The 12,473-nt window shown below is 68.4% G+C and carries 11 protein-coding genes; 5 read left to right on the plus strand and 6 right to left on the minus strand.

The features are described from left to right. The first annotated feature begins 203 nt into the window (after window positions 1-203). Complete coding sequence (locus FFS72_RS06535; RefSeq protein ID WP_050066133.1) at window positions 204-791, plus strand: LysM peptidoglycan-binding domain-containing protein; 588 nt, start codon at window positions 204-206, stop codon at window positions 789-791. 97 nt (window positions 792-888) lie between these two features. Here the strand turns inward: FFS72_RS06535 and FFS72_RS06540 are convergent, their stop codons facing one another. Continuing rightward, the gene (locus FFS72_RS06540) at window positions 889-1,563 is read right to left on the minus strand and encodes a PhzF family phenazine biosynthesis protein (protein WP_137873178.1); all 675 of its coding nucleotides are present in this window, start codon (window positions 1,561-1,563) and stop codon (window positions 889-891) included. A gap of 120 nt (window positions 1,564-1,683) precedes the next feature. Here FFS72_RS06540 and FFS72_RS06545 point away from each other — a divergent pair, with 120 nt between their 5' ends. After that, window positions 1,684-2,613: a LysR substrate-binding domain-containing protein gene (locus FFS72_RS06545; RefSeq protein WP_137873179.1), complete on the plus strand. Its 930-nt coding sequence runs from the start codon at window positions 1,684-1,686 to the stop codon at window positions 2,611-2,613. A gap of 66 nt (window positions 2,614-2,679) precedes the next feature. Beyond that, window positions 2,680-3,873, plus strand: a complete 1,194-nt coding sequence (locus tag FFS72_RS06550; RefSeq protein WP_212744331.1) for an acetyl-CoA C-acyltransferase — start codon at window positions 2,680-2,682, stop codon at window positions 3,871-3,873. Between the two features lie 86 nt (window positions 3,874-3,959). On the opposite strand, the gene FFS72_RS06555 is transcribed toward FFS72_RS06550, so the two are convergent. Further along, window positions 3,960-4,721 carry a LysR family substrate-binding domain-containing protein gene (locus tag FFS72_RS06555; protein WP_137873181.1) on the minus strand — a complete coding sequence of 254 codons (762 nt, stop codon included), beginning with the start codon at window positions 4,719-4,721 and terminating at the stop codon, window positions 3,960-3,962. 32 nt (window positions 4,722-4,753) lie between these two features. Here FFS72_RS06555 and FFS72_RS06560 point away from each other — a divergent pair, with 32 nt between their 5' ends. Together FFS72_RS06560 and FFS72_RS06565 are read left to right on the plus strand one after the other, a co-directional pair. Continuing rightward, complete coding sequence (locus FFS72_RS06560) at window positions 4,754-5,188, plus strand: DUF5997 family protein (RefSeq protein WP_137873182.1); 435 nt, start codon at window positions 4,754-4,756, stop codon at window positions 5,186-5,188. Window positions 5,189-5,427: 239 nt separating this feature from the next. After that, complete coding sequence (locus FFS72_RS06565) at window positions 5,428-6,165, plus strand: hypothetical protein (protein ID WP_137873183.1); 738 nt, start codon at window positions 5,428-5,430, stop codon at window positions 6,163-6,165. A gap of 88 nt (window positions 6,166-6,253) precedes the next feature. Here the strand turns inward: FFS72_RS06565 and FFS72_RS06570 are convergent, their stop codons facing one another. From FFS72_RS06570 to FFS72_RS06585, 4 genes are all read right to left on the minus strand, one after another. Then, the gene (locus FFS72_RS06570) at window positions 6,254-7,651 is read right to left on the minus strand and encodes a cytochrome P450 (protein ID WP_137873184.1); all 1,398 of its coding nucleotides are present in this window, start codon (window positions 7,649-7,651) and stop codon (window positions 6,254-6,256) included. Beyond that, window positions 7,648-10,152 (minus strand): DEAD/DEAH box helicase, encoded by a 2,505-nt coding sequence (locus tag FFS72_RS06575; RefSeq protein ID WP_137873185.1) that lies wholly within the window; start codon window positions 10,150-10,152, stop codon window positions 7,648-7,650. The genes FFS72_RS06570 and FFS72_RS06575 overlap by 4 nt, the downstream gene beginning before the upstream one ends. Before the next feature lie 32 nt (window positions 10,153-10,184). Next, window positions 10,185-11,222: an alpha/beta fold hydrolase gene (locus FFS72_RS06580; RefSeq protein ID WP_137873186.1), complete on the minus strand. Its 1,038-nt coding sequence runs from the start codon at window positions 11,220-11,222 to the stop codon at window positions 10,185-10,187. A 116-nt stretch (window positions 11,223-11,338) separates the two neighbouring features. Next, window positions 11,339-12,301 carry a proteasome assembly chaperone family protein gene (locus FFS72_RS06585; RefSeq protein ID WP_137873187.1) on the minus strand — a complete coding sequence of 321 codons (963 nt, stop codon included), beginning with the start codon at window positions 12,299-12,301 and terminating at the stop codon, window positions 11,339-11,341. Window positions 12,302-12,473: the final 172 nt, after the last annotated feature.

Raw genomic sequence — 12,473 nt, forward strand, 5'->3', positions numbered from 1 at the left:
GTGCGAGATCGATTCGTGACTTTCGCCTACGGTCGTTACCGGCCCGAGACAACCGGACCACCGCCGACCCGCTACCGCTTGATCCTGTCCCGCGGGCCGGACGCCACCAATTCCCCGGGACAGGAGTGGGACGGAAAGACCTCGAGCGCCGCACGTCGCGCGCTCGGATCGGACTGCCGGCGGCAAGGAGAGGATTTCCCCGTATGTCCAGCTTCACCCCCAAGCGCGCCCTCGGCGCCTTTGCTGCCACCGCTGCCCTCGCCGCCGTCCCGATGGGCCTGAGCGCAGGCACCGCCTCCGCGGCCACCCACAACTGGGATGGCGTCGCACAGTGCGAGAGCGGCGGCAACTGGTCCATCAACACCGGCAACGGCTACTACGGTGGCCTGCAGTTCTCCCAGAGCACCTGGCAGGCGTACGGCGGCAACGGTTCCGCACACAACGCCAGCAAGGCCGAGCAGATCCGCGTCGCCGAGAACGTCCTCGCGGGCCAGGGTGTCGGCGCGTGGCCGGTGTGCGGTCAGTACCTGACGACCGGTGCCTCCGACATCGCCGAGCCGGTCGCCGAGCCCGCCCCGGCCCCGGCTCCCGTTGCCGACCCGGTCCAGCAGGTTGCGGCCCAGATCGCGGAGTCGGCACCGGTTCAGACCCTCGGTGCGTCGAGCTACGTCGTCCAGGCCGGCGACACGCTCTCGCAGATCGCCCGTGACCACGGTGTCGACCTGTCGGTCCTCGCGTCTCAGGTCCAGAACATCGACCTCATCTTCCCGGGTCAGACGCTCGCGTTCTGAGCTCATTGAGTTGTCAGACCCTCGCGTTCTGAGCTCATTGGGTTGTCAGACGCTCGCGTTCTGAGCCTTCCTTTCGCCTACCGCCCGGTGATCGTCGTCAGACGGTCACCGGGCGGTCGCGTCTGACCTGTCCGCCGATCTCGATCCAGCCGTCGGGGACGATGCGGGTGACGATCTTCGATCCGCGTCCCTGGGTGATGTGCAGGTCGCGGCGGAGGTGGTCGGTGATGCGGATCGCGGCGGCGCCGGTGGCCTCGTCTTCGGGGACGCCGAGTTCGGGTGCGAACATGCGGGATCGGATGGTGCCTTCGCCGGCCCAGGCCCATACGTAGTGGTGGCCGGTCTCGAACGAGGTTGCGGCGACGGCGGCGACTGCAGCGGTGTCGGGCTCGCAGTGCAGGGTGAACTCCGGTGCCCAGTCGGGTTTGGCTCGCACCCAGGTGTAGTCGCCGGTGGTGTGGGTTGCGACGTCGCCTGCGGGCACGGCGAGGGTGTCGACGGGGAGGCCGCGGTCGGTGAGCCACCAGGCGACTCCGACGGTGGGGTGTCCGGCGAAGGGGAGTTCGGCTGCGGGAGTGAATATCTGCGCGGTCGCCGTGGTGACGCCCGCTTCAGGTACGTCGACGAAGATGGTTTCGCTGTATCCGAGTGTCGTGGCGATGCGTTGTCGGTCTGGCGGCGCGACCTGTGTCGCGTCGACGATCCCGAGCGGATTGCCGTGGCGCCCTGTGGGATCGGTGAACACCCGGACGACGTCTACCTGTATGCCCATTGTCGAACGATACCGCTCCCCGGGTGTTGTTCGGGTGACAGCGACGCCGCTTCTCGGGCGTTGCGGTGGGCATCGAATCGCTGACAGTGATCATCAATGAACGGCGCTAAACTCATAGGTATGTCCGATCAGGGATGGCAACCGACGCTGGCGCAGCTGCGCGCATTCGTCGCGGTCGCCGAGTATCGCCACTTCGGAACGGCCGCAACGCGTCTCGGAGTCAGTCAACCCACCTTGTCGCAGGCGCTCGCCGCCCTCGAGAACGGCCTCGGGGTGCAGTTGATCGAACGCAGCACCCGACGGGTACTCGTCACGGCTGCGGGAACCGTTCTCCTCGCGCAGGCGAAACAGATCGTCGAGGGTGCCGACGGATTCGTCACCACCGCCGCCGGCGTGGGGCAGGCACTGGCCGGACCTCTGCGGATCGGCCTGATCCCCACCGTCGCGCCCTACCTGCTCCCATCGCTGCTCCCGGTGATCAAGGCCGAACTGCCTGCGGTCGTCCCGCACGTCGTCGAGGACCAGACCGCGCGGTTGCTTGCCGCACTGCGCAGCGGGTCGCTCGACGTCGCCGTGCTCGCACTGCCTGCCGACGCCTCGGGCACCGTCGAGATCCCCGTCTACACGGAGGAGTTCGTCATGGTGCTCCCGCGCGACCACCCACTGGCGGGGCGCGTGGACCTGACACCCGCAGCGCTTGACGACCTGCCGCTGCTGCTCCTCGACGAGGGGCACTGCCTCCGCGACCAGACACTCGACCTGTGCCGTTCCGTCGGCGCGCACCCGGTCGCCGGTGACACCCGCGCCACGTCGCTGTCGACAGTGGTGCAGTGCGTGTCCGGTGGTCTCGGCGTCACCCTCGTGCCCGAATCGGCCGTCGCGGTGGAAACCGCGCGAGGTGACCTGGCCACCGCCCGATTCGCCGCACCGGCCCCCGGACGCACCATCGGACTCGTGTTCCGGGCGTCGAGCGGGCGAGGCGAGGCCTACGACCGGCTCGCCGAAGTCATCCGCTCCATCGCCCCGGAGCGAGCCCACCTGCACTCCTGACCGGGATGCGGTGATGGGACCATGGTCGTCGGGCACGCCTGCGGTGGTGTGCCGGAGCAGAAGGAGATCTCAGTCGTGAGCACCAGTGTCATCGTGGCAGGCGCCCGAACCCCGATCGGCAAGCTGTCGGGCGCGCTGGCGTCCCTGACGGCTGCGGACCTCGGCGGCCGCGCCATCGCCGCAGCGATCGAGCGCGCCGGTGTCGGCACCGACGGCGTCGACGCCGTCGTGATGGGCACCGTCGTCCAGGCGGGCGTCGGCCCCAACCCGGCGCGTCAGGCCGCGGTCGCGGCGGGGCTGCCGATGACCGTTCCCGCCACCACCGTCAACAACCTGTGCCTGTCGGGCCTCGAGGCGATCATGCAGGCCGATCGCCTGATCGCGACCGGTGCCGCCGATGTCGTCGTCGCGGGCGGCATGGAGTCGATGACCAACGCGCCGTACCTGGTGCGTGGCGCCCGCACGGGCCTCAAGTACGGCTCCACCAACTTCGAGGACGCACTCGACCGCGACGCCCTGACCTGTGCGTTCGACGGCATCTCGATGGGTGCGTCGACCGAGGGGTACCAGGCGACGGAATCCGAGGCCATCACCCGCGAGCAGCAGGACGAGTTCGCGGCCCGTTCGCACCGCCTCGCTGCCGCCGCGACCGAGTCGGGTGCGTTCGCCGCCGAGATCGCCCCGGTCGAGATCGCGTCCCGCAAGGGCACCGTCACCGTCACCGCCGACGAGGGAATCCGCGGCGAGACCACCGCCGAGTCGCTCGGGAAGCTGCGTCCCGCGTTCGCGAAGGACGGCACCATCACCGCCGGTGCGGCATCTCAGCTGTCCGACGGCGCCGCCGCTGTCGTCGTGATGCGCAAGGACGTCGCCGAGGCCCGCGGCATCGAGTGGATCGCCGAGATCCGCGCGCACGCACTCGTCGCGGGCCCGGACACCTCCCTGCTGCACCAGCCCGCGAACGCCATCGAGGCCGCCCTCAAGCGGGACGGCGAGACCACCGTCGCGGACCTCGACCTGCTCGAGATCAACGAGGCGTTCGCCGGTGTCGCGATCGCGTCGATCCGTCAGCTGGGCGTCGACGCCGACAAGGTGAACATTCACGGCGGCGCGATCGCCGTGGGGCACCCGGTCGGGATGTCCGGTGCGCGCATCGTCCTGTCCCTCGCGCACTCGCTCAAGGCTGCAGGCGGCGGCACCGGTGCGGCAGCACTGTGTGGCGGCGGCGGCCAGGGCATCGCGATGATCATCTCGGTCTGACGCGCGACCCACTCACGAACGGGTGGTTGTCGGGACGGTCACTCGACCGATGCCCCGGCAACCGCCCGTTCGGCGTTTCGGTCCGTTCAGCGTCGGCCGCGTTTGGGGGCTGATCTGCCCTTGGCGGACTTGCCTGCCTTGCCGGAGCGCTGCGCCGGGATCTTGCCTGCCTCCTCGCGGGCGGCGCGCTTCGCGGCGGCCTTCTGGGACGCGGTGCGCTTCGGTGCGGGTTCGTCGCCGCCGCGTCCCCGCGTGCTGTTCGCGCTGCGTCCGCGGACGATCCCGACGAACTCCTCCACCAGATCCGTGGTCGTGCCCGCGGGCCACGCCAACGCGACGGGGGAGACCGGTGCGTCGGTCACGGTGCGGTAGGTGAGGTCCTTGCGGTGGTGCAGCCGCGCCAGCGACTGCGGGACCACGAGCACACCGATCCCCGCGGCGACCAGTTCGACCGCATCGGCGGTCGTGTCGGGACGGTGCTGCGCGGCGGTGCCCGGCCTCGACGCCCATTCGAGGGTGTCGTCGTGGGGATGGAGGACGATCTCGTCGGCGAGGTCCGCCGCGGCCATCTCGTCGGCGGCGGTGAGCAGGTGATCCTTCGGGACCACCACCACGGGTGTCTCCTCGTACAGCGCGATGACACTGAGTCCGTCGCGATCGATCGGCAGTCGCACCAGGCCCGCGTCCGCGCCGCCGCTGCGCAGCAGGTCGACGGCATCACCGGCGGTCACGGCGATCAGTTCGAGCCGCACGTCGGGCATGCGCTCACCCCAGATCCGCACCCATTTCGTCGGGGTGACACCGGGTACGTAGGCGAGCCGGAACGACGTGGGTGCGGGCTCGGTCATGCAGTCAGGTTACCGGTCGATACTCTTGACCCATGAGTGCCCAGAAGACACCCCAGACGATGAAGCCTGCCACGGCGGCGAAAAAGCTGGACGTGTACCTCGATGCGACGCCCGACGAGTTCCGCTCCGGCGTCGTCACCCGAGACGAACTGGCCGAACTGCGCACCAACCCGCCTCAGTGGCTGCAGGACCTGCGGGCCAACGGCCCGCACCCGAAGAACGTGGTCGCAGACATGCTCGGCGTGTCCATCGCCGGACTCGCTCGCGGCGGTGTCACCGACGCGCTCACCACCGAACAGATCGACGCCCTGCTCGCGGACCAGCCCGACTGGCTGGTCGCGGAACGGGCCAGCCTCGTCGAGGTCCGCAAGGACGAGAAGCGCATTCGTGAGCAGCAGGCCGCGAAGCGTGAGGCGTCCAACCGTCAGCAGCGGCGAGCCAAGCCGATCATGCACCCACAGGACTGAATGGGTAACGCCCATCGCGACGGTCGCGATGGGCACTTCGATGTCCGGGCGAGCATCCGGGCATGTCTGTGCGCTGTCACTGTCATGAGGAGGCTCGACCCGTGTCCCATCCGTTCGACATGAATTCCGATCCGACCGTTGTGATCCCGCGCGTGGAACCGGACCCGGAACCCGAACCCGAACCCGAACCGACCCCGGAAGCGCCCGCGTCGTCGGGATCGCGAGGAAGGATCGTCGCGGTGGGTGCCTCCGTCGCCGCACTGGTGCTCGGTGCCGCCGCCGGCTACTTCGCGGGATCCAGCGGGTCGAGCAGTGAGCCCGCGACCGTCCCTGTCGCAGCGACGACGGTCGCGCCGCCCACCACCACGTCTGCGGCACCGGCGCCAGGCCCCGGAATGTTCCTCGCCACGTCGGGAACCGTCGACACCGTCGCCGGCGACACCTTCGTCCTGAAAGCGGAGGACGGGACCAAGATCACGATCGGCACCACGGCTGCCACCCGCATCGTCACGCTGCAGGGCGACGAGTTCGAGAACCTCGAGATCGGTGACGCGGCAGTCGTTCAGGGAGAGCAGTCCGGAGGAAACTTCGTCGCCGACCTCGTGATCGCGGGCGCACTGTCCGGACTCCTGCCGACCACCGAAGCTGCCGCACCGTCGAACGCTGTGCAGCAGCAGACGATGGACCAGGTTCCGCAGCCCACGTGGCGCGCGACGGCGGCACCGACGACAACGCAGGTACCGGAGTCGGCGCCGATGGACGGAGGCCGCCCGAGCGGCGGCTACGGACCCACCGGCCAGTACGGGCCGGACGGTGACTACGGGCCGGACGGTGACTACGGACCGAGTGGCAATTACGGACCGGACGGTGACTACGGGCCGAGCGGCAACTACGGGCCGCGTGGGGACTACGGCCCACGCGGTGGCTACGGACCCGATGGGGGTTACGGACCCGACGGGGGCTATGGGCCGCGGTGACGGCCTCGGAGCCGGCGCACGGTCGGTGACCCCATCGACAGGTTCCGCGCAGTGGCGCCACCGAGTGTGACGCCACTGCGGATCGGGACTACACCCGGCGCCGCGTCACCGACATGCGCACGCCCTCGGGCTTGAGCGTCAGCTGTTCCCGCACGTCGAGCGGGATCGACGTGTCGATGGTGACGTCGTAGCGGTGCAGGATCGTGGCCAGTGCCAGGATCATCTCGTGGTACGCGAACTGGCGTCCGATGCACGCTCGGATTCCGGTGCCGAACGGCTTGTAGGCGTGCCCCGGTCGGGCGCGCACCTGCTCCGGCAGGAAGCGGTCCGGCCGGAACTCGTCGGCGTCGTCTCCCCACACCGCGGGATCGGTGTGGATGCTCTGCAGCACCACCATGACCATCTGCCCGGCGCGGATGGGGTACCGGTCGCCGAGGACGGTGTCGTGCTTGGCTTCCCGGAAGTAGCCCGGCGCCGTCGGCCACAATCGCAGGGTCTCGTCGAGGATGCGGCGCACTGATCGCAGCTTCGCGACCTGCTCGAAACTCACGGTGGGGGAGTCTGCCCACAGTATGTCGACCTCGGCCCGTGCCTTCTCCACCTCGGCGGGATGGTGCGCCAGGAGATGCAGTGCGAAAGCCAGTGCGGACGAACTGGTTTCGTGACCGGCGACGAGGAACGTCAGGATCTGGTTGCGCACGTTGACGGCGTCGAGCATGTCGCCCGTCTCGGGGTCGCGGGTCGTGAGCATCAGGTCGAGCAGGTCGCGGGGGTCGTCGTGTGGATCGGCCTGCCGTTCCGCGATGACGTCGTCGACGACTCCGAACATGTGCTCGATGTTGTTCCGGTGGGCGCGAGCGCGTCCCGTGACTGTGTCGTACAGCGCCCGGCCGGGGACGGGGACACCCTGCTTCTGGACGTATCCGAGGGCGTTGTTCATCGCCGGGATGAACGGATCGAGTTCGGTGCGGTTGTAGGAGTCGAAGCGGTAGCCGAAACCGCAGCGCCCGATCGTCTCCAACGTCAGCTTGGTCATTTCCGCCGCGACGTCGAGGTCACCGGTGGTCGCGTCCCACGACGCGCACATCTCGTCGACGACGTCGCGCATCGTGTCGTGATAGGACCGCATCGACGCCTGGGTGAACGCGGGCGCGAGAATCGCATGCGCCTTCGCCCAGTTCGGCTCGTCGTTGTGGGCGGTGAACAACCCGTCGGCGACGATGGGGCGCAGCATCTGCAGCGGACGCGCCACGGCCTTCTGCCATGTCGTGTCGTCGTTCACCTCCGCGGCGAGGTCCGCGCCGCCCACGAACGTCAGACGCAGGCCGAGGATGCGACGCTGATAGATCGGACCGAGTTGCGCCAGCATCCGTGCCGTCTTCTGCATCGGCTTGACCGTGTCGATGCCGAGCACATCCCCGAGGATCGGTATGCGGTTCGGGGGGTGGGGAGGTTGGGCGACCCGGGAGACGGACGTCGCGGTCATCCCTCGACCACCTCGAACTCGTCGAACACGACCTCGCCCGCCGCGTCGGACTCCGCGAGGTTGACCTCGCCGACCAGCGCCCAGCCGTGGTCGCCATTGGGGTCGGCGATGGTCTGCCGCACTCGCCACAGTTCCGCCTCCCGCGACACGGTGAACAGCTGTGGTCCGCGGGCGTCGGGGCCGGTACCGATCTCGTCGTACTCCTCGAAGTACAGCTCCATCAGGTCCGCCCAGTCGTCGGCTTCGAGTCCGTCGCCCAACTCGGCGAGCATGTCCCAGCGCTTCCTGGACGCGAGCTCGACCCGCTTGAACATCGCGTTGCGGACCATGACCGTGAACGCTCGGACGTTCGCGGACACCGGCCGCGGGATGTCGGCGCCGAACGCGACCTGCTGGTCGTCGGATTCGACACCCGGGTTGGTCAGCTGCTCCCATTCGTCGAGCAGTGACGAATCGACCTGGCGGATCAGCTCACCCAGCCACTCGATGAGGTCTTCGAGTTCTTCGGTGCGCGCAGAGTCCGGAACCGTCTGTCGCAGAGCGCGATACGCGTCGGCGAGGTAGCGGAGCACCAGGCCCTCCGAGCGGGCGAGGCCGTAGTGGCTGACCAGTTCGGCGAACGTCATCGTCTTCTCGACCATGTCCCGCACCACCGACTTCGGGGACAACGCGAACTCCGACACCCACGGGTGCCCACCTCGGTACGTCTCGAACGCCGGGTACAGCACGTCGCCGAGAGGTTTGGGCCACGTGACCTCCTCGAGGAGTTCCATCCGCTCCTCGTACTCGATGCCGTCGGCCTTCATCTGCTGCACCGCCTCGCCGCGCGCGGCGTGCTGCTGGGCCATCAGGATCTGCCGCGGATCGTCGAGGGTCGACTCGATCACCGACACGACGTCGAGTGCGTACGTGACGGACTCCTCGTCGAGCAGTTCGATTGCGGCGAGCGCGAACGGTGACAGTGGCTGGTTGAGGGCGAAGTCGCGCTGCAGGTCCATCGTGAGCCGCGCCCACGATCCGTTCTCGTCCGGCTCGTCCAGCTGCTCGACGATGCCCGCCTGCAACAACCCGCGGTACAGGGCGATCGACCGGAGAATGTGCTTGCGCTGCTGGGGCCGCGACTCGTGGTTGTCCTCCAGCAGGTGCCGCATCGCGGTGAAGCAGTTGCCGGGTCGGGCAATCACGTTGAGCAGCATCGAGTTCGACACCCGGAACCGCGACGTGAGCTGTTCCGGCGCCGCGGCGACCAGCCGTTCGAACGTGGGCTCACCCCACGAGACGAACCCCTCTGGCGGCTTCTTGCGCTGGATCTTCTTGAGCTTCTTCGGATCGTCGCCCGCCTTCTGGACCAGGCGGTGGTTCTCGATGTCGTGCTCCGGCGCCTGCACGACGACGGTGCCCATCGTGTCGTAGCCGGCGCGACCCGCGCGGCCGGCGATCTGGTGGAACTCGCGGGCCCGCAGGTGCCGGGTCCGGGTTCCGTCGTACTTCGTCAGACCGGTCATCAGGACGGTGCGGATGGGCACGTTGATGCCGACGCCGAGTGTGTCGGTGCCGCAGATGACCTTGAGCAGGCCGTCCTGCGCGAGCCGTTCGACGAGCCGTCGGTACTTCGGGAGCATGCCCGCGTGGTGGACTCCGATGCCGTGCCGCACCAGCCGCGACAGTGTCTTGCCGAAGCCCGTCGTGAATCGGAAGGCGCCGATCGCATCGGCGATCGCGGCCTTCTCCTCCTTGGAGCACATGTTGACGCTCGTCAACGCCTGCGCGCGTTCCAACGCAGCCGCCTGCGTGAAATGCACGACGTACACCGGCGCCTGATGTGTGGTGACCAGTTCCTCGATCGTCTCGCCGATCGGTGTCTTCGCATACGAGAAGGTCAGCGGCACAGGCCGTTCCGTTCCGCCGACGACGGTTGTCGGCCGGCCGGTGCGGCGAGTGAGGTCGTCCCGGAAGAACGAGACGTCTCCGAGCGTCGCCGACATCAGCAGGAACTGGGCGTTCGGCAGCTCGATCAGCGGCACCTGCCACGCCCAGCCGCGATCCGGTTCGGAGTAGTAGTGGAACTCGTCCATCACGACCTGCCCGATGTCCGAGTCCGCGCCCTGGCGCAGCGCCAGGTTCGCGACGATCTCCGCTGTCGCGCAGACGATCGGCGCCGACGAGTTCACCGATGCGTCGCCGGTCATCATGCCCACGTTCTCGGCACCGAACACCTCACAGAGGGCGAAGAACTTCTCGCTGACCAGTGCCTTGATCGGCGCGGTGTAGAAGGTGCGTCTGCCGTCGGCGAGCGCGGCGAAGTGGGCCCCGATGGCGACCATCGACTTTCCCGACCCCGTCGGTGTCGACAGGATGACGTTCGCGCCCGACACGATCTCGATCAGCGACTCCTCCTGCGCCGGATACAGCGTCAGCCCACGGTCGGACGCCCAGCCCGCGAAGGCGTCGAAGAGGGTGTCCGCGTCGGGGCGGTCGGGAACCAGTTCGGAGAGCAGCACCGATACAGGTTATGCGAGAGCGATGCGACGGCTCAGGTGGCGCTGCGCTCGTCGGCGCCCATCGCGTCCAGTACGGCCTCGCGCGTCGTGCTGGGACCGCTGATCTGGGACTCGCCGACGCCGTCGACGAGCATCTGCCGCCACTCGTCCTGACTGAAGTCGTGGGCGCGGGTGGTGGCGACGAAGTCCTCGACGACCCGCAGGAATCGGATGGGATCGTCGTGGAAGGGGAAGTGCCCACTGCCCTCGAAGATGTCGAGCCGGGAGTGGGGGAGCGCGGAGTGCGCGAGGTGCGCGTGACTGACGGGGATGACGGCGTCGCGATCGCCCCAGATGATCTGAACCGGCAGGTCGGCCGTCAGATAACATCGGTCGAGCATGGTCACGACCTGACCGCGCCAGTCGACGACCGCACGCAACGTGCGGAGAAACGCCTCGCGTGCGGTCGGATCGGGAAGGTCGCGCAGCACGCGCACGAGGTCGGGCGAATCGTGGAAGATGTCCAGCGACTTGAACGGCCCCTTGTACAGGTGGTCGGCGATCATCCCGAGCCCCGCGACGAGATCGACGACACCCGGTACCTGCAGTAGCCGCAACGCCTCGTTGGCGATCGGGAGCGCCGCGAACCGCAGTGCCGGATTCACGTCCTTCGTGACGCCACCCGGGGCGACGACAACGAGCCGTTCGACCATCTGCGGGAACTGGTACGAGAACTGCAGCGCCACGCCGCCACCGAGCGAATGCCCGACCACCGTCGCGCGGTCGATGCCCAGGACGGTCAGGAGGTCCCGCATCCCGTTCGCGTACGCCGCAATGGAGTAGTCGGCACGCGGTTTGTCGGAGCGCCCGTGCCCGAGCAGGTCGGGGGCGATGACGGTGAAGTTCTTCGCAAGGTGCGGAATGACCTCGTTCCAGGTCGCGGAGTTGTCGCCGATTCCGTGGATCAGGAGGAGTGCGGGACCGCTACCGGCAATCCGGAACGCCCGGCGGTAACCGTGGATCGTCCGGTACTCGAGACGCGGTTCCGTGTCGGGCACGGTGCGAAGTACGCGGGGTCGGTCTCCGCCCATGGGTCACTCCTGTCGTTCGTCGGCCCAGCCAACCGGCTGGACCGACCATGCCGAGCGATGATCTGGACGATCGTATAGATGATCACCCTGGCGCGCCCGGTAACTGTAAAACGAATTCACACACCCCGCTCGCCGGTGTCGGGGCCGGTTCCGTCGTCGCCATCCGAGTCGCCCAGCTCGGCGAGAAAGCGCTCGAATTCGGCACCCAGCTCGTCGCCGCTGGGCAGTTCGCTCTCCGTGGCGAGCAGGCTCGACTGACGTTCCTGTGCGGTGACGTACGTGTCGTACTGCTGCTCGAGCGCCTTGACCACCGACTCGACCTCGTCGTTGCCGTTGACCTGCGCATCGACCTGCTCACGGACCCGTGCGGCCGCCTGGCCGAGCGCGGCCAGCGGAAGGGTGAGATCGGCGATCTCACCGACCCGCTCGAGCAGTGTCTCGGCTGCGGCCGGGTAGTCGGCCTGCGACAGATAGTGCGGCACGTGCACCGAGTACCCCATCGACTCGTGTCCGTGCTGCGACATCCGCAGCTCCAACAGCGACGACGCGCTGCCGGGAATGCGCAGGTCACCGGGCCAGCCCTCGTTCTCGCCGACCAGGTCCGGATTGGCCGAGTGCGCCGTGACGCCCAGCGGGCGGGTGTGCGGAACCGCCATCGGGATCGAGTTCATGCCGATCGTGCGGCGGACGCCCAACTGCTCCGCGAGCAGTCGAACCGCGGTGGTGAACCGCTCCCACTTCAGGTCCGGTTCCATGCCCGCGAGCAGAAGGAACGGTGTGCCCTCCGTGTCCTTGAGCGCGTACAGGTTCAGCTCGGGTGCGTCGTAGTCCGAGAACTGGTTCGACTTGAACGTCATCGTCGGCCGCCGCGAGCGGTAGTCGATCAACTCGTCGACGGCGAAGGAGGCGACCAGTTCGGTCTCGAGGCTCTCGCGCAGGTGCGTGGTTGCGAGCTTGACGGCATGCCCGGCGTCCGAGTAGCCCTCGAGGCCGTGCACCAGAACGGGGCCCCGGCCGTCCTCCGCGGACACCTGCGGTGCCGGAAACTCCAGCTCGTACATGCCCGACTGCTCGTTCATCGCCAAACCCCTTCACGTTTTCGTTGTGACCAGTGTCCCTTACCGGTCGAGGGTGTGCGCCACCCTGGTCGGGCGCCCGGTCTCCCGCTGCGTTCAACGTGACCGCGGGTGACATCATTCCCATTTCGGGGAGACGCGCCCGCGCAGGGTCGCAGGTGACGGCACCGCCACC

The organism is Rhodococcus sp. Q, from assembly GCF_005503035.1.
In the GTDB taxonomy this organism is placed as follows: domain Bacteria; phylum Actinomycetota; class Actinomycetes; order Mycobacteriales; family Mycobacteriaceae; genus Rhodococcus_G.

What these genes read in the sequence shown, in the direction of transcription:
- FFS72_RS06535 (WP_050066133.1), top strand. Translation starts at nt 204, where the DNA reads ATGTCCAGCTTCACCCCCAAGCGCGCCCTCGGCGCCTTTGCTGCCACC.
- FFS72_RS06540 (WP_137873178.1), bottom strand. Translation starts at nt 1,563, where the DNA reads ATGGGCATACAGGTAGACGTCGTCCGGGTGTTCACCGATCCCACAGGG.
- FFS72_RS06545 (WP_137873179.1), top strand. Translation starts at nt 1,684, where the DNA reads ATGTCCGATCAGGGATGGCAACCGACGCTGGCGCAGCTGCGCGCATTC.
- FFS72_RS06555 (WP_137873181.1), bottom strand. Translation starts at nt 4,721, where the DNA reads ATGACCGAGCCCGCACCCACGTCGTTCCGGCTCGCCTACGTACCCGGT.
- FFS72_RS06560 (WP_137873182.1), top strand. Translation starts at nt 4,754, where the DNA reads ATGAGTGCCCAGAAGACACCCCAGACGATGAAGCCTGCCACGGCGGCG.
- FFS72_RS06570 (WP_137873184.1), bottom strand. Translation starts at nt 7,651, where the DNA reads ATGACCGCGACGTCCGTCTCCCGGGTCGCCCAACCTCCCCACCCCCCG.
- FFS72_RS06580 (WP_137873186.1), bottom strand. Translation starts at nt 11,222, where the DNA reads ATGGGCGGAGACCGACCCCGCGTACTTCGCACCGTGCCCGACACGGAA.
- FFS72_RS06585 (WP_137873187.1), bottom strand. Translation starts at nt 12,301, where the DNA reads ATGAACGAGCAGTCGGGCATGTACGAGCTGGAGTTTCCGGCACCGCAG.